Annotated in this window: 12 protein-coding genes; 4 read left to right on the top strand and 8 right to left on the bottom strand. The window is 72.6% G+C overall.

The window, feature by feature from the left end; genetic code table 11:
* Positions 1-8 precede the first annotated feature (8 nt).
* From mraY to rsmH, 6 genes are all read right to left on the bottom strand, one after another.
* The gene (gene mraY / locus ABS735_RS07230) at positions 9-1,100 is read right to left on the bottom strand and encodes a phospho-N-acetylmuramoyl-pentapeptide-transferase (RefSeq protein WP_333751468.1); all 1,092 of its coding nucleotides are present in this window, start codon (positions 1,098-1,100) and stop codon (positions 9-11) included.
* On the bottom strand, positions 1,100-2,515 hold the full coding sequence (locus ABS735_RS07225; RefSeq protein WP_373902032.1) for a UDP-N-acetylmuramoyl-tripeptide--D-alanyl-D-alanine ligase: 1,416 nt from the start codon (positions 2,513-2,515) through the stop codon (positions 1,100-1,102). The genes mraY and ABS735_RS07225 overlap by 1 nt, the downstream gene beginning before the upstream one ends.
* A gap of 49 nt (positions 2,516-2,564) precedes the next feature.
* Entirely contained in the window at positions 2,565-4,085 is a 1,521-nt protein-coding gene (locus ABS735_RS07220; RefSeq protein WP_373902031.1) for a UDP-N-acetylmuramoyl-L-alanyl-D-glutamate--2,6-diaminopimelate ligase, read from the bottom strand.
* A 195-nt stretch (positions 4,086-4,280) separates the two neighbouring features.
* Positions 4,281-6,245, bottom strand: coding sequence for a cell division protein FtsI (gene ftsI, locus ABS735_RS07215; protein WP_373902030.1), 1,965 nt, complete (start codon positions 6,243-6,245; stop codon positions 4,281-4,283).
* The gene (gene ftsL, locus ABS735_RS07210; protein ID WP_373902029.1) at positions 6,242-6,796 is read right to left on the bottom strand and encodes a cell division protein FtsL; all 555 of its coding nucleotides are present in this window, start codon (positions 6,794-6,796) and stop codon (positions 6,242-6,244) included. The genes ftsI and ftsL overlap by 4 nt, the downstream gene beginning before the upstream one ends.
* 64 nt (positions 6,797-6,860) lie before the next feature.
* Positions 6,861-7,817, bottom strand: a complete 957-nt coding sequence (gene rsmH / locus ABS735_RS07205) for a 16S rRNA (cytosine(1402)-N(4))-methyltransferase RsmH (protein WP_373902028.1) — start codon at positions 7,815-7,817, stop codon at positions 6,861-6,863.
* A gap of 428 nt (positions 7,818-8,245) precedes the next feature.
* Here rsmH and ABS735_RS07200 point away from each other — a divergent pair, with 428 nt between their 5' ends.
* From ABS735_RS07200 to ABS735_RS07185, 4 genes are all read left to right on the top strand, one after another.
* On the top strand, positions 8,246-8,794 hold the full coding sequence (locus tag ABS735_RS07200) for a beta-class carbonic anhydrase (RefSeq protein WP_373902027.1): 549 nt from the start codon (positions 8,246-8,248) through the stop codon (positions 8,792-8,794).
* 266 nt (positions 8,795-9,060) lie between these two features.
* Positions 9,061-10,134, top strand: a complete 1,074-nt coding sequence (locus ABS735_RS07195; RefSeq protein WP_373902026.1) for an AAA family ATPase — start codon at positions 9,061-9,063, stop codon at positions 10,132-10,134.
* Positions 10,134-11,498 (top strand): DUF58 domain-containing protein, encoded by a 1,365-nt coding sequence (locus ABS735_RS07190; RefSeq protein WP_373902025.1) that lies wholly within the window; start codon positions 10,134-10,136, stop codon positions 11,496-11,498. The genes ABS735_RS07195 and ABS735_RS07190 overlap by 1 nt, the downstream gene beginning before the upstream one ends.
* Positions 11,499-11,679: 181 nt before the next feature.
* Complete coding sequence (locus ABS735_RS07185; protein ID WP_373902024.1) at positions 11,680-14,070, top strand: transglutaminase TgpA family protein; 2,391 nt, start codon at positions 11,680-11,682, stop codon at positions 14,068-14,070.
* A 215-nt stretch (positions 14,071-14,285) separates the two neighbouring features.
* On the opposite strand, the gene ABS735_RS07180 is transcribed toward ABS735_RS07185, so the two are convergent.
* On the bottom strand, positions 14,286-14,690 hold the full coding sequence (locus ABS735_RS07180; protein ID WP_007448475.1) for a spore wall synthesis complex protein: 405 nt from the start codon (positions 14,688-14,690) through the stop codon (positions 14,286-14,288).
* A 276-nt stretch (positions 14,691-14,966) separates the two neighbouring features.
* On the bottom strand, positions 14,967-15,794 hold the full coding sequence (locus ABS735_RS07175; protein WP_373902023.1) for a methyltransferase: 828 nt from the start codon (positions 15,792-15,794) through the stop codon (positions 14,967-14,969).
* Between the last annotated feature and the right edge of the window lie 137 nt (positions 15,795-15,931).

Genomic DNA, 15,931 nt, shown 5'->3' with positions numbered 1-15,931 from the left:
CGAGGAGGTCACTTGTCCGCTGCCCATCCCGCGTAGAAGAGGCCGAGTCCGACGATCACACAGATGCCCTGGATGATCCAGAAACGGACCACGACGAGGACCTCGGACCAGCCTTTGAGTTCGAAGTGGTGCTGGAGTGGCGCCATCCGGAAGACCCGCTTGCCGGTGAGACGGAAGGAGCCGACCTGGATGACCACCGACATGGTGATCAGGACGAACAGGCCGCCGAGGATGGCCATCAGCAGTTCGGTGCGCGAGCAGATCGCCAGACCCGCGAGCACACCGCCGAGCGCGAGCGAACCGGTGTCGCCCATGAAGATCTTGGCCGGCGAGGTGTTCCACCACAGGAAGCCGAGGCAGGCGCCCATCAGCGCGGACGCGACCACCGCGAGGTCCAGCGGGTCTCTCACCTCGTAGCAGGCGCCCGGGTTGGTCAGGGTCAGCGCGTTGGCGCAGGACTCCTGGAACTGCCAGACGCCGATGAAGGTGTAGGCGCCGAAGACCAGGACGGAGGCACCGGTGGCCAGGCCGTCCAGGCCGTCGGTGAGGTTCACGCCGTTCGACATCGCGAGGATCATGAACAGCGCCCAGATGACGAACAGCACCGGGCCGATGGTCCAGCCGAAGTCGGTGATGAACGACAGCTTGGTGGACGCCGGGGTGTTGCCCCGGTTGTCCGCGAACTGCAGCGAGAGCACGGCGAAGCCGATGCCGACGATCAGCTGGCCGGCCATCTTCGCCTTGGCCCGCAGTCCCAGCGAGCGCCGCTTGACGATCTTGATGTAGTCGTCGAGGAAGCCGACCAGGCCCATGCCCACCATCAGGCCGAGCACCAGCAGACCGGAGAAGGTCGGCCCCGCGTCGATGTCGGGGTCCAGATAGCTGGTGATGCCCTTGGCGAGGAAGTACGCGGCGACCGTCGCCAGGATGAAGGCGATACCACCCATGGTCGGCGTACCGCGCTTGCTGGCGTGCTCGCGCGGTCCGTCGTCGCGGATGTACTGGCCGTAGCCCTTGCGGGCCAGGAGCTTGATCAGCAGCGGGGTGCCGACCAGCGTCAGGAAGAGGCCAATGACTCCTGCGAACAGGATCTGCTTCATCATCGGGCGGCAACCTCACCCTCGGCGCCGGTCTCCAGCAGCGCCGTGGCGACGCTCTCCAGACCCACCGAACGGGACGCCTTCACGAGCACGACGTCCCCCGGGCGCAGCTCGCTGCGCAACAGGTCGACCGCCGCCTGTGCGTCGGACACGTGCACCGACTCCTCACCCCACGAACCCTCGTTATATGCGCCCAGTTGCAGCCATTGGGCTTCCCTGCCCCCGACCGCGACGAGCTTGCTGACGTTGAGCCGGACGGCGAGCCGTCCGACCGCGTCGTGCTCGGCGAGCGCCTCGTCCCCGAGCTCGGCCATCTTGCCGAGCACCGCCCACGTACGGCGCCCCTTGCTCATGGCCACCAGCGCACGCAGCGCGGCCTTCATGGACTCGGGGTTCGCGTTGTAGGCGTCGTTGACGACCGTCACGCCGTCCGGGCGCTCGGTGACCTCCATCCGCCAGCGGGAGAGGGAGCCCGCCTCGGAGAGCGCGGTGGCGATCTCGTCTGCGGACATGCCCAACTCGTGGGCGACGGCGGCCGCGGCGAGCGCGTTCGACACGTGGTGCTCACCGTACAGGCGCATGGTCACATCGCTTGCACCGGAGGGTGTGTGAAGGCTGAAGGAAGGCTGTCCGCTGTCCGTGAGTCGCACGTTCTCGGCGCGAACGTCCGCTTCGCCGGACTCTCCGAAAAGGATCACCTTCGCCTTCGTTCGGGAGGCCATGGCCCGTACGAGCGGGTCGTCCGCGTTGAGGACCGCGGTGCCGCCCTCCTCGGCCGACGGCAGCGCCTCGACGAGCTCGCCCTTGGCCTGGGCGATCTGCTCCCGGCCGCCGAACTCGCCGATGTGCGCGGAGCCGACGTTCAGGACGAGGCCGACCTTCGGCGGGGTGAGTTCGCAGAGGTACCGGATGTGGCCGATGCCGCGGGCGCCCATCTCCAGGACGAGGAACTTCGTCTCGTCGGTGGCGGTGAGCGCGGTGAGCGGCAGCCCGACCTCGTTGTTCATGGAACCGGGCGTGAACACCGTGGGCGCCTTGCGCCGCAGTACCTGGGCGATCAGGTCCTTGGTGCTGGTCTTGCCGGCCGACCCGGTGAGGGCCACGAGGGTGGTGCCGAGGCGGCGTACGACGTGCCGGGCGAGGGCACCCAGGGCGGTCTGGACGTCGTCCACGACGATCGCGGGCACGCCGACGGGGCGGGAGCCGAGGACGGCCACCGCGCCCGCTTCGACGACCTGCGCGGCGAAGTCGTGGCCGTCCACCCGTTCGCCGACGAAGGCGACGAAGAGGCTGCCGGGCCCCGCTTCCCGGGAGTCCCGGACGACCGGCCCGGTGACCTCGGCGGACGCGTCCGGTATGTCGTGCATCCGCCCGCCGACGACTTCTGCGATCTCGGCGAGTGAGAGGGTGATCACAAGTTCGTCCCCTGGATCAGGATCAGGATCGGCTGGATCATTCGGGATCTCATCCCTGGATCTTCTTGATGGCTTCGCGAAGCACCTGGCGGTCGTCGAAGGGACGGACGACCCCGGCGATGTCCTGGCCCTGCTCGTGGCCCTTGCCCGCCACCAGCACGGTGTCGCCGGGCTCGGCCCGGGCGACGGCGGCGGCGATCGCGGCGGCCCGGTCCTCGAAGACCTGCACCTCGCCGCGCTCGTGCGCGGGCACGGACGCCGCGCCCTGGAGCATGGTGGCGAGAATCGCGAGGGGGTCCTCGGAGCGCGGGTTGTCGGAGGTCAGTACGGCGGTGTCGGCGAACCGGGCCACGGCGGCGCCCATCGGCTCCCGCTTGGTGGTGTCCCGGTCGCCGCCGCAGCCGAGCACGGCGTGCAGCTTGCCCTCGGTGACCTTGCGCAGGGCCCGCAGCACCGACTCGACGGCGTCGGTCTTGTGGGCGTAGTCGACCACCGCGAAGAAGGGCTGGCCCTCGTCCACGCGCTCCAGGCGGCCCGGCACGCCCGGTACGGCGGCGACACCGTCGGCGGCGCTCTGCGGATCGAGTCCGGCGGCGGCCAGGGCGACGATCGCGGCCAGGGTGTTCGCCACGTTGAACGGTCCGGCCAGCGGCGACTTGGCGGCGATCCGCTCGCTCTTGGGCCCGAGCACGGTGAACGTGGAGTCCAGCGGGCCGACCTCGACCTCGTCGGCGCGCCAGTCGGCGTCCGGGTGGCCCTCGGCGGAGTAGGTGACGACCGGGACGGTGGCCTCGTTGGCGAGGCGGCGCCCGTACTCGTCGTCGACGTTGACCACGCCGAGCCTGCTGCGCTTCGGCGTGAAGAGCTGCGCCTTGGCCTGGAAGTAGTCCTCCATGCCGGAGTGGAACTCCATGTGCTCCGGGCTGAGGTTGGTGAAGACCGCGATGTCGAAGACGCAGGCGTCGACGCGACCGAGCACCAGGGCGTGACTGGAGACCTCCATGGCGACCGCGTCGGTGCCGCGCTCGCGCATCACCGCGAACAGGGCCTGGAGGTCGGTGGCCTCGGGCGTGGTGCGCTCGGACTTGATGCGCTCGTCGCCGATGCGCATCTCGACCGTGCCGATCAGCCCGGTGGACTTCGCCGTGCGCAGGCCGCCCTCGACGAGGTAGGCGGTGGTGGTCTTGCCGGAGGTGCCGGTGATGCCGATCTGGAGGAGATCGCGGCCGGGGTGGCCGTAGATCGTGGCCGCCAGTTCGCCCATCCGCGCGCGCGGGTCGTCGACGACGAGCGCCGGCAGCCCGGTGGCGGCGACGCGCTCCGCGCCGGCCGGGTCGGTCAGCACGGCGGTGGCGCCGAGACCGGCGGCCTGGGTGACGAAGTCGGCGCCGTGGGCGCGGGCTCCGGGGAGGGCGGCGTACAGGTCGCCGGGGCGGACGGCGCGCGAGTCGTGGGTGATGCCCGTGACCTCGGCGGAGCCGTCCGGCGCGGCGGCACCCAGCTGATCGGCGAGTTCCGCCAGGGGTGTGGCGGAGATCCGCACCGGCCGGGGCGGTCCCGGGTATGTCACGGGGTGGCCCTTCTGGGTGGTTTGGGACTGATCAGGGTGTGGCACGGCGGTGAGCGTACCGGGAGTACCCGTCTGGGGGCGAAGTGAGGTGCGGGGGCTGCTCTGGTTCCCGGGGTCGGGGGTGATCGTCGTCACGGGTGGTTCCTGGTGGCTCGGTACTGAAACGGCGCTGGCTCGGTACGGGCTCGGTGGGGCTCAGGGCTTGAAGGTGACCGGGAGCCTCGCGGGGTCGGCCCCGGTCGGCGGTACCTGAAGGGTCTTCAGGGCGAACTCCATGACCTGCTTGTAGATGGGGCCGCAGATCTGGCCGCCGAAGTAGCTGCCCTCGGTGGCGTTCTGGATGGCGCAGTAGACGGTGACGCGGGGCTTGTCGGCGGGGGCGAACCCGGCGAAGGACGAGGTGTAGCCGCGGTACTTGCCGGTGGCCGGATCCACCCGGTTGGCCGTGCCCGTCTTGCCCGCCACCCGGTAGCCGGGGATACGGGCCTTGGTGCCGGTGCCCTCCTCGTCGTCGACGACGGACTCCAGCATCTGCGCGAGCGTCTTCGCAGTCTTCTCGCTGGTCACGCGGGTCTTCTCGGGTTCAGGGGCCGGGGTGAAGCGCCCGTCGGCGCCCTTGGTGCCGCGGACGAGCGTGGGTTCGACTCGGACGCCGCCGTTGGCGATGGTCGAGTAGATGGAGGCCGCCTGGAGCGCGTTCACGGAGACGCCCTGGCCGAAAGGAATCGTGTACTGCTGCGAGGTCGACCACTGGTCGGGCGGCGCGAGGATGCCCTTGGTCTCGCCGGGGAAGCCGAGCCCGCTGTAGCCGCCGAGGCCGAACTTGCGCAGGTAGGAGTAGAGCACCTTGTTGGCCTCGGCCTGGGTCTTGCCCAGTTCGCCGGTGGCCATGATGGTGCCGATGTTGCTGGACTTGGCGAGCACGCCGTTGAGCGTGAGGTACCAGGTCGGGTGGTCGATGTCGTCCTTGAAGAGCCGGTCGCCGCGCTTGAGCCGGTTGGGGACGGTGATGTGGGTGCCGGGGGTGGCGGCGTTCTCCTCCAGCACGGCCGCCATCGACAGCACCTTGGCGGTGGAGCCCGGTTCGAAGGCGTCCTGGAGGGCGGCGTTGCCGAGCGCGTCCGCGTCGGCGTGGGCGAGGTCGCCGGGGTCGAAGCTCGGCGCGTTGGCCATGGCGAGGATCTCGCCGGTCTGCGTGTCCTGGACGATGACGTAGCCGCCGTCCGCCTTGGACTTCTCCACCTGCTCGGTGATGGCGTGCTGCGCGGCCCACTGGATGTCGCGGTCGATGGTGAGCTCGACGTCGCTGCCCGGCACGGCGGGCGTCTCGGTGGAGCCGGCGGTGGGCACCTGGCGCCCGCCGGACTGCGCGTAGCGGATCTTGCCGTCCTCGCCGGCCAGCGTCTTGTCCAGCTTCCGCTCCAGGCCGCCGCCGCCCTTGCCGTCGGCGCCGACCCAGCCGAGGACGCCGGCGGCGAGGTCGCCGCCCGGGTACACGCGCTTGCTGCTGGGGTCGGCGAAGACGCCCGCGAGCACGTTGACCGCGGACTTGTCGGTCTCCGCCTTGGTGGTGAGCGCGGTCTTCAGGTCCTTGATCTGGTTCCAGACCTGGGGGGTCTGCCGGCGTGCGAGGCGGACGTAGCGCAGCTTCTTGTTCTTCGGGCGGAGCACCTCGGCCAGCTGCTCCTGGTCCTGGCCGAGGATCGGGGCGAGCAGCGCCGCCGCCTGCTCGGGTCCGTCGCCGACCTTCAGCTGCTCGCGGGTGAACATCGTCGGGTCGGCGGTGATGTCGTAGGAGTCCACGGTGCTCGCGAGGGCGACGCCGTTGCGGTCGGTGATCCCGCCGCGCTCGGCGGGCAGGGTGTGCACCACGTAGCGGTTCTGCTCGGCCTTCGCGGAGTACGTGCCGGCGTCGACGGCCTGGACCTGCAGGAGCCGTACGACGAAGGCGGCCAGCACGAGGGTCAGCGCGAGGCCGATCATGCGCAGGCGGGGGCGCGGGCTGCCCAGCCGGAAGGCGCGGGGCGCCGGCCGGGGCGGTCCCGGCCGGCGGGCCGGCCGGGCGCCGGGTCCCGGGCGACGTCCGCCGCCGGGGCGGGCGGGCCTCGCGGGTCCGGGCACACGGCGGCGCGGCGGTTCCCTGTCGGACACTTCCGTCACCTGCCGGGAGTCGGGGTCGGGGTGGGCGTCGCCGCCGTGGTGGGGGTGGCGGCCGTGCCCGCGGTGGTGGACGTGGGGGCCGGGGCGGACGGCTCGGCGTAGGGGGACGGTGGGTCCGCGGACGGGCTGCCGGACGTCGCGGTCAGCGCCTCGGGGGCGAGCACGAGCGGGGTGGCCGCGGCGGGCGCGGGGCTGGGCGAGCCCTTGACGGTGCCGTCGGGGTCGAGGAAGGCGGGGTCGCCGCCGGGCACCATGCCCAGTTCGCGGGCGCGGCGCTGGAGGGCCTGGGGGGCGGAGTAGGCGTCGATGTCCCGCTGGAGCGCCTGTTCCTCGTCGGTGAGCTCCTTGGTCTGCTGCTTCAGGTCGTCCAGCTTGAAGGAGCCCTCGCTCAGGGCGGAGTTCAGCACCAGGAGCCCGATGAGGCCGCCGCCGAGGAGAACGACGACGAGGAGGACGAAGGGGGCACGGGCCGCCTGGCCGCGGGCGCTGCCCGTCGGGAGGAGCCGGGCGAGGCGGGCCGCCCTGCCCTTCAGTTCGGGTTTCCTGCTCACTCGCCCTCCCCTGGGTCCGGGCGGGCCGTCCGCGTCCGCCCGGCCCTGACCTGCCGCACTGGTTTCACCCGAGGGACTCCCTGATGCGCTCGGCGCCGCGCAGTCGTGCCGGTGCCGCCCGCCGGTTCTCGGCGATCTCCTCCTCGGTGGGAAGTTCGGCACCGCGCGTCAGCAGCTTGAGGCGCGGCGCGTAGCGTTCGGGGACGACGGGCAGACCGGGCGGCGCGGTGTTGGCGGCGCCGGCCGCGAACACCTGCTTGACCAGCCGGTCCTCCAGCGAGTGGTACGACAGCACGGCGATCCGCCCGCCGACCGCGAGCGCCTCGACGGCCGCCGGGATCGCCTGCTCGAGCACGGACAGCTCGCCGTTGACCTCGATACGCAGGGCCTGGAAGGTGCGCTTGGCCGGGTTGCCGCCGGTGCGCTTGGCGGCCTGCGGCAGCGCCGCGCGGATCAGCTCGACGAGGCGGGCGCTGTTGGTGAACGGCTCCTTCTCGCGCTCGCGCACGACGGCGGACACGATCCGCTTGGCCTGCTTCTCCTCGCCGTACGCCCTGAGGATGCGGACGAGTTCGCCGGGCGGGTAGGTGTTGAGGACCTCGGCGGCGCTCATGCCGGTGCTCTGGTCCATCCGCATGTCGAGCGGGGCGTCCTGGGCGTAGGCGAAGCCGCGGTCGGCCTCGTCGAGCTGCATGGAGGAGACGCCGAGGTCGAAGAGCACGCCCTGGACGCGGGGGACGCCGAGCCGCTCGAGCACGTCGGGCAGCTCGTCGTAGACGGCGTGCACGAGGATGGCGCGCTCGCCGTACGGGGCGAGCCGCTCGCCGGACAGGCGCAGGGCCTCCTTGTCGCGGTCGAGCGCCACGAGCCGGGCCTCGGGGAAGCGTTCGAGGAGCGCTTCGCTGTGCCCGCCGAGTCCCAGCGTGCAGTCGACGACCACGGCTCCCGGCTCCTGGAGGGCGGGCGCCAGCAGGTCCAGACACCGCTGGAGCATCACCGGGACGTGTCGACTCTGGCTCAAGTGGGGCGGCCTCTCAGGTCCGGCGCGGCGTCACGCACCGCCGGGTCCCCTCCCGCTCGCATCTGAAGGGGAGGCCTGCCGGCGCCAAAAGCGTCGGCCGGCCGGGAGCGGGAGGAGGCCGAGCCGTACGTACGCGCCGCGCACGTGGGGAGATCTGGCGGGACGTCGCCCAGGTCTCCGGGGAATTCAGTCCAGCAGGGAGATCCTCGCCTCCCGCTTCGCGTCACTTTAGTCCACCGTGTCGCCCGGTCAATCAACCGGCCTGCGCGTCGCGGTCGCCGGCGTCCGCAAACCGGCATCGCACGGCTTTTCACTCATACGGCCGCCTTCGCACCGCCCTGTGGGTTGGCTCACAACAGGCCTCGATGACGTTCTTTGTCCCGCTTCACAGCGGGCCACCGGCCGGGACGGCCAGTAACGTCATGCATATGACGACTTCTGCATCGGTACCCGCAGGCTCCGAATCCGCCACTGTGGCCGACCACACCGTCACCGACCGGCTCGTCGAAGCGAACGAGCGCTACGCCTCGGCGTTCAGCGACCCCGGGATGGATGCCCGCCCCGTCCAGCGCGTCGCGGTCGTGGCCTGCATGGATGCACGCCTTGACCTGCACGCCGCGCTCGGTCTGAAGCTCGGTGACTGTCACACGATCCGCAACGCGGGCGGTGTCGTCACCGACGACGTGATCCGCTCCCTGACGATCAGCCAGCGGGCGCTCGGCACTCGCAGCGTTGCCCTCATCCACCACACCAACTGCGGCATGGAGTCCATCACCGAGGAGTTCCGGCACGATCTGGAGCTGGAGGTCGGCCAGCGTCCCGCGTGGGCGGTGGAGGCTTTCCGGGACGCCGACCAGGACGTGCGGCAGTCGATCGAGCGGGTGCGCACCTCGCCGTTCCTGCTGCACACCGAGGACGTGCGCGGTTTCGTCTTCGATGTGAAGACGGGCCTGCTGCGCGAGGTCGACCCCGCCTGACCCGGTGGCACACCCCCGACATTCCCGCCGGGCGAGCGCCGCCCGGCCCGCACGGGCCGTAACGGCGGACATGTCGCGGCCAGTTGTCCACAGGCAGTGACACGAATCGGTAACGGCGGCAAGAATGCGGGAAGTGGTGTCGCACGGAACTTTTTCCGGGCGGCGTCCGTGATTCGGGGTGGGCCGGTCCGCGCAGTGGGGCCGGCCCGGCAAGTTGGGGTACCCCCATTTCTCAGGGAGTGCGGGGAAAGGCCGAGGAGGGCCGGGTGACGACCTATGACGATCAGGCGAGCCAGGGGGGCGCCGCCGCGCGAGCGTACGGAAGCGTGGGGGAAGATCTGACCGCCGTGGTCGAGCGGGTCCGCGGTTCGGTGGAGGACGTGATCGAGGGCAAGCCCGAGGTCGTACGGCTCTCGCTGACCGTGCTGCTGGCCGAGGGACACCTGCTGATCGAGGACGTCCCGGGGGTCGGCAAGACGATGCTGGCCAAGGCGCTGGCGCGGTCCATCGACTGTTCCGTGCGCCGGATCCAGTTCACGCCGGACCTGCTGCCCTCGGACATCACCGGCGTGTCCATCTGGGACCAGCAGCGCCGGGACTTCGAGTTCAAACCGGGTGCGATCTTCGCGCAGGTGGTGATCGGCGACGAGATCAACCGCGCGTCGCCGAAGACGCAGTCGGCGCTCCTCGAGTCGATGGAGGAGCGCCAGGTCACCATCGACGGCCAGACCTACGAGCTGCCCAGCCCCTTCATGGTGGTGGCGACGCAGAACCCGGTCGAGATGGAGGGCACCTATCCGCTGCCGGAGGCTCAGCGGGACCGCTTCATGGCCCGGGTCTCCATCGGTTATCCGAGTCCGGACGCCGAGCTGCAGATGCTCGACGTGCACGGTGGGGTCAGCCCGCTGGACGATCTGCAGCCCGTGGCGCACGCGCACGAGATCCTGAAGCTGATCGAGGCGGTCCGCGGCGTCCACGTGGCGGATCCGATCCGGCGGTACGCGGTGGACCTGGTAGCCGCGACCCGCACCCACCCCGACCTCAGACTCGGGGCCTCGCCGCGTGCCACGCTGCATCTGCTGCGCGCGGCGAAGGCGTCCGCCGCACTGAGCGGCCGGGACTACGCGCTGCCGGACGACGTGCAGGCCCTCGCGGTCGCCGTCCTGGCCCACCGGCTGCTGCCGACCGCGCAGGCCCAGCTCAACCGCCGCACCGCCGAGCAGGTCGTCCAGGAGATCCTGCAGCGCACCCCGGTGCCGGCGGAGCCCCAGCAGCAGACGGGTCTCGGCGTGGGCCGCGGCCCGTCGGCGTACGGTCAGCAACCGCCGCGGAGGCTGTGATGGACGCCGGGGGGACGGCCGGGGCCGGGGAAGACCGGGGCGAGGGCGGCGGCATGCGGACCGCCCTGGCCGGTCTGACCACCCGCGGGCGCTCCTTCCTGGCCGCCGGCATCGCGGCCGCGGTCTGCGCCTACGTCCTCGGACAGAGCGATCTGCTGCGCGTCGGGCTGCTCCTTGGCGTGCTGCCCCTGGTCTGCGCGGCCGTGCTCTACCGCACGCGCTACCGGGTCGCGGGCAGTCGCCGCCTCTCCCCCGGGCGGGTGCCCGCGGGCAGCGAGGCCCGGGTTCATCTGCGCGTCGACAACGTCTCCCGGCTGCCCACCGGTCTGCTGATGCTCCAGGACCGGGTGCCCTACGTGCTCGGCCCGCGGCCCCGCTTCGTCCTCGACCGGGTCGAGCCGGGCGGTCGCCGCGAGGTGTCCTACCGGGTCCGTTCCGACCTGCGCGGCCGCTACCCGCTGGGTCCGCTGCAACTGCGCCTGACCGACCCGTTCGGCCTGTGCGAGCTGACCCGCTCCTTCTCGGCGTACGACACCCTGACCGTGATCCCGCGCGTGGAGGCGCTGCCGCCGGTGCGGCTGAGCGGGGAGGCGAAGGGGTACGGCGAGGGCCGGCAGCGCTCGCTCGCCCTGGCCGGCGACGACGACGTGATCCCGCGCGGGTACCGGTACGGCGACGACCTGCGCCGCGTGCACTGGCGCTCCACCGCCCGTTACGGCGAGCTGATGGTGCGCCGGGAGGAGCAGCCGCAGCGGGCCCGCTGCACGGTGCTCCTGGACACCCGGGTCGTGGCCTTCGAGGGCACGGGCCCCGACTCGGCCTTCGAGTGGGCGGTGTCGGGCGCCGCGTCCGTGCTGGTGCACATGCTGGAGCGGGGCTTCTCCGTCCGGCTGCTCACCGACACCGGCGACTCGGTGCCGGGCGAGGGCGCCGACGGCTTCGCGGGCGCGAGCCAGGGCACGGCCGACGCGGCCGGCCTGATGCTGGACACCCTCGCGGTGATCGACCACTCCGACGGCACGGGCCTGTCCTCGGCGTACGACATGCTGCGCGGCGGGAACGAGGGGCTGCTGGTGGCGTTCTTCGGCGACCTGGACGAGGAGCAGGCCGCGGTGGCCGCGAAGATGCGGCAGCGCAGCGGCGGCGCCCTCGCCTTCGTCCTGGACAGCGAGACGTGGTCCCGGGAGCCGGCCGATGTGCCCGGCCCGTTGGACGGGAGCGGGGAGCGACTGCGCATGCTGCGCGAGTCGGGCTGGACCGCCGTGACCGTCCCTCGGGGCGCCACGGTGGAGGAGCTGTGGCGCACGGCCGACCACGAACGCACCACACTCACGGCCCCGGCCGGCGGAAAGGCGACGCGATGAGCGGGCGGGCGCGACCGGCGTACTCCGGCCCGGCGACCGGACGGGCCCCGGGCGCCGGACCGGGCGGGCGGGCGCGGCTCGCGGCTCATGCGGGCGGTGCGGCGCACGGGCCGCAGGGGCGGCCGGCCGGCACCGGTCACCACCTGCCCGCCATCACGACCACCGACCGGAGGGCGACGCGATGAGCGGGCGGGCGCGGCTGGCTTTGTGTGCGTGGGCGGCCACCTTGATGGCGTCGTGTGCGTTGTTGCCGTTGGTCGACCCGGCCACGTGGATTCTGCAGGCGGCGGTCCTGCTGGCGGTGCAGTCCGGGGTGGGCGCGGCGGCGCGGCGGGTGCCGCTGGCGCGGCCGCTGATCATCGCCGCCCAGGCCCTGGTCGCGCTGCTGCTGCTCACCCTGGTCTTCGCCCGGGAGCAGGCGATCGCCGGGCTCGTCCCCGGCCCGCAGGCCTTCCAGCACTTCGCCGACCTGTTTCAGCAGGGCGGCGACGACATCGCCCGGTACGCGATCCCGGCGCCGCTGGAGTCCGACGGCATCCGGCTGATGCTCGTCGGCGGGGTCCTGGTGATCGGGCTGCTGGTGGACACCCTCGCGGTGTCCTTCCGCAGCGCCGCCCCGGCCGGCCTGCCGCTGCTCGCGCTCTACTCGGTGGCCGCGGGGCTGTCCGAGGGCGGCGCCGAATGGCTGTGGTTCCTGGTCGCGGCGGCCGGCTATCTGATGCTGCTCCTGGCCGAGGGCCGTGACCGGCTCTCGCAGTGGGGCCGGGTCTTCGGCGGCTCGTCACGTGCCCCGGGCGCGGACCAGGGGCGCGCGCTCGCCCCGGTCCGCACCGGACGGCGCATCGGCGCCTTCGCGCTGGGCATCGCCCTGGTGGTGCCGCTCGCCCTGCCCGCGATGGACGGCGGGCTGCTGGACAGCGCCCGCGGCGGCGTGGGTTCCGGGACCGGGGGCGGCGGCACGATCTCCGCGGTGAACCCGCTGGTCTCCCTGCGGGACAATCTCAACGTGAACGAGGACCGCGAGGTCCTCACCCTCCAGACCGATTCCGAGAACCTGTCCGACCTGTACCTGCGCATCGTCTCCCTGGACGACTTCGACGGCACCACCTGGAAGCCGTCCAAACGGCACATCACCGCTGTGCCGGACGGCACGTTCCCCACCCCGGCCGGCCTCGGCCCCGACATCAAGCGCACGGAGATCCGGTCCCTGATCTCGGCCGCGGACGGGTTCGCCCAGGACTGGCTGCCGATGCCCTACCCGCCCAGCGGCGTGCGCGTCGCGGGCAACTGGCGCTACGAACCCGTCGGCATGACCCTGGTCGGCGACCACGGCCAGAACACCCGCGGGCTGACGTACGAGGTACGGAGCCTGAGCCTGCAGCCGACGGCGCAGCAGCTCGCCGCGGCGCCACAGCCGTCGGCGGCGCTCAGGCGCGAGTACACGGAGCTGCCGGACTCGCTGCCCGAGGTGGTCTCCCGGACCGCCCGCGAGGTCACCGCGGGCGCGGCGAACCCCTACGAGCAGGCCGTCAAGCTCCAGGAGTACTTCGCGGTCAACGGCGGCTTCGAGTACGACACCCAGGTCGACATCGGCAGCGGCTCGGAGGCGATCGCCCGGTTCCTCAAGGAGAAGGAGGGCTTCTGCGTCCACTTCTCCTTCGCCATGGCGGCGATGGCCCGCTCCCTGGGCATACCGGCCAGGGTCGCGGTGGGCTTCGCGCCCGGCTCCCCGCAGGCGGACGGCTCGATCTCGGTGGGGCTGCGGGACGCGCACGCGTGGCCCGAGGTGTACTTCGAGGGCGTGGGCTGGACCCGTTTCGAGCCGACGCCGACGCGTGGCTCGACCCCGGCGTACACCATCACGGACCGGCCGGGCAGCTCGGTGCCGGACCCCGCCCTGCCGTCGCGGAACACCCAGACGGAGCCGTCGGCGGCGCCCTCGGAGAGCGACACCTGCTCCCCGCAGGACAAGAAGCTGGACGCCTGCGCCAGCGAGTCCGCGGTGGCCGTGCCCGTCGCCGGCGGCGACGGACCGAAGTGGTACGCGCTGCTGGCCTGGGCCCTGGCCGGACTCGTCGTGCTGCTGGTCCCCCTCGCACCGTTGCTGTGGCGGCTGCGCGTCAGGGCGGTACGGCTCGGGGCGCACGGCCGCGGTGAGGCGGACGCCGGCCCGCACACCCTCGCGGTCTGGCAGGAGCTGACCGACACGGCGTGGGACCTCGGGATCCTGCCGGAGGAGTCGCAGACCACGCGCAAGGCGGCGGCCCGCGTCGTCCGGCTGGGCGGGCTCGGCCCGGAGGCCGCGGCGGCGGTGCACCGGGTGGCGGACGCCGTGGAGCAGGTCCTCTACGCGCCCCGCCCGCGCCTGACGGCCGGGCTGACCGAGGACGTCCGGCTGGCCACCGCCGGTCTGCGGGCCACGGCCGGCCGCGGCACACGGTTGCGTGCACGGCTCGCCCCGCGTTCGGCCGTACGGGTGGCCTGGGCGGTGTCGGCCCGGTGGACGGCCCTGAAACGGCGTGCCGCGGCGGCCCGCCCGGTGTGGCGCAGGACGTCGGACCAGCAGGGCTGAGCCCTGAGGGCGCCGGCCCCCCGCGGGGCGGTGCCCTCAGACGTCCCCGGGCGCCCTCAGGCATTCACGGTCACCCGGGCACTCATGGCACGGCCGCTCCGGGCACTCAGCGCACGGCCGCTCCGGGGCACTCATGGGCACGCGTGAGGGGGTGACCACCCGGACGGTGGTCACCCCCTCACGCGGATGTCCTGGTGAGCGGTTGCTCGGGCGCGCTACTGGCCGCCCTGCTGCTCGTCTCTGCGGCGCTGCCAGCGCTCGTCGATACGGTCCATCATCGAGCGTTTCTGTCGTCCCTGGCGGCGTGCCGCCTGCGGACCGGCGCCGGCCGCCTGCTGCTCGCCCGGCTTGGGGGCCTTGCGCCAGCCGGTCACGGCGAGCACCGCGCAGCCCAGCATGACGAGGAAGCCCACCACACTGAGCCACACCTGCTGGGCGACCATACCGGCCATGAGGAGCGCAATACCTACGAGGAAGCCCGCGACCGCCTGGTAGACCCGTCGCCGGGTGTACGTACGCAGCCCGCTTCCCTCGAGCGCTGTCGCGAACTTGGGATCTTCGGCGTACAGCGCTCGCTCCATCTGCTCGAGCATGCGCTGCTCGTGCTCCGAGAGCGGCACGGAGTCCTCCTCATCGTGCAGTCGCCGGGGCGACCCGGGGGGTCCCTTCAGGATAGGCAGGGAATCGCCCCCGTGAAACCCGCCCCTCTGCGCCAATTGACCAACCGGACTCCGTCATGGCCGTGCCGGCTCGCTGAAGTTCCCATTCCCCAGCGGCCGACCCGTCATGCCGGGCCGTCTCCCTCGATCATACGGCGACTGCCCCCCGTTCGGGGGGCCTGTGGCGTACTCCATCTGCAGTCGCGCCCCTGATCAGCGCCTTACCCCACCGGGCGCTCAGGCCTCGTCGGCACCTCGCGTCTCACCGAGCACATGGAGCTGCGTGGCCACGGAGTGGAACGCGGTGAGTTCGGCCGCCGCGGCCTCCAGCTTCAGCAGGGCGTCCATGGCGCCCGGCTCGGTGTCCACCAGCACGCCGGGAACGAGGTCGGCGAAGACCCGTACGCCGTGCACGGCGCCGATCCGGAGCCCGGCGGCCTCGACCAGTCCGGTGAGCTGTTCGGCGGTGAACCGGCGCGGCACGGGGTCACCCGTGCCCCAGCGGCCGTCCGGGTCGGCCAGGGCCTGCCGGGCCTCGGTGAAGTGACCGGCGAGGGCACGCGCGAGCACGGCACCGCCCAGGCCCGCGGCGAGCAGGCTGAGGACGCCGTCGGCGCGCAGGGCCGCCACCGCGTTGCGGACGCCCTCCGCGGGGTCGTCGACGTACTCCAGGACGCCGTGGCACAGCACCGCGTCGTAGCCGCCGCGCTCGACCACGTCGAAGAGGCCGCGGGCGTCTCCCTGGACGCCCCGCACCCGGTCGGCGACGTCGGCCTCGGCGGCGCGGCGCTCGAGGGCGAACAGGGCGTTGGGGCTCGGGTCCACGACGGTGACGCGGTGGCCGAGGCCGGCCACGGGCACCGCGAAGTTGCCGCTGCCGCCGCCGGTGTCGAGGACGTCCAGCGTCTGCCGGCCCGTGGCCTTGACCCGGCGGTCCAGGGCGTCCTGGAGGACGTCCCAGACCACGGCGGTACGAAGGGCCGCCCGGGAACGGGAGGGCTCGGAGCGCGGCGACGCCGTCTGCGGTCGGGGATGGGAGGCGGGCGGGCGCATCGGGTCCGACACGGCAGTTGACTCCTCGGCGCGGCACCGCCCCGGACACGGGCGGAGCGAACGGGCTGCCGCCCCCGCCCGGTGCGGGGAGGGGGAGGCTTCAGGCGTCTCCCACCCTATTGCCTCAGCTGCGCCCGCCGGTCACCCGC

It is taken from the genome of Streptomyces sp. MMCC 100 (assembly GCF_041538145.2).
In the GTDB taxonomy this organism is placed as follows: Bacteria; Actinomycetota; Actinomycetes; order Streptomycetales; family Streptomycetaceae; genus Streptomyces.
This window is presented reverse-complemented; position numbering and strand designations above follow the sequence as displayed.

Coding starts and splice junctions, on each gene's coding strand:
- mraY (WP_333751468.1), bottom strand. CDS start 1,100: ATGAAGCAGATCCTGTTCGCAGGAGTCATTGGCCTCTTCCTGACGCTG.
- ABS735_RS07200 (WP_373902027.1), top strand. CDS start 8,246: ATGACGACTTCTGCATCGGTACCCGCAGGCTCCGAATCCGCCACTGTG.
- ABS735_RS07190 (WP_373902025.1), top strand. CDS start 10,134: ATGGACGCCGGGGGGACGGCCGGGGCCGGGGAAGACCGGGGCGAGGGC.
- ABS735_RS07185 (WP_373902024.1), top strand. CDS start 11,680: ATGAGCGGGCGGGCGCGGCTGGCTTTGTGTGCGTGGGCGGCCACCTTG.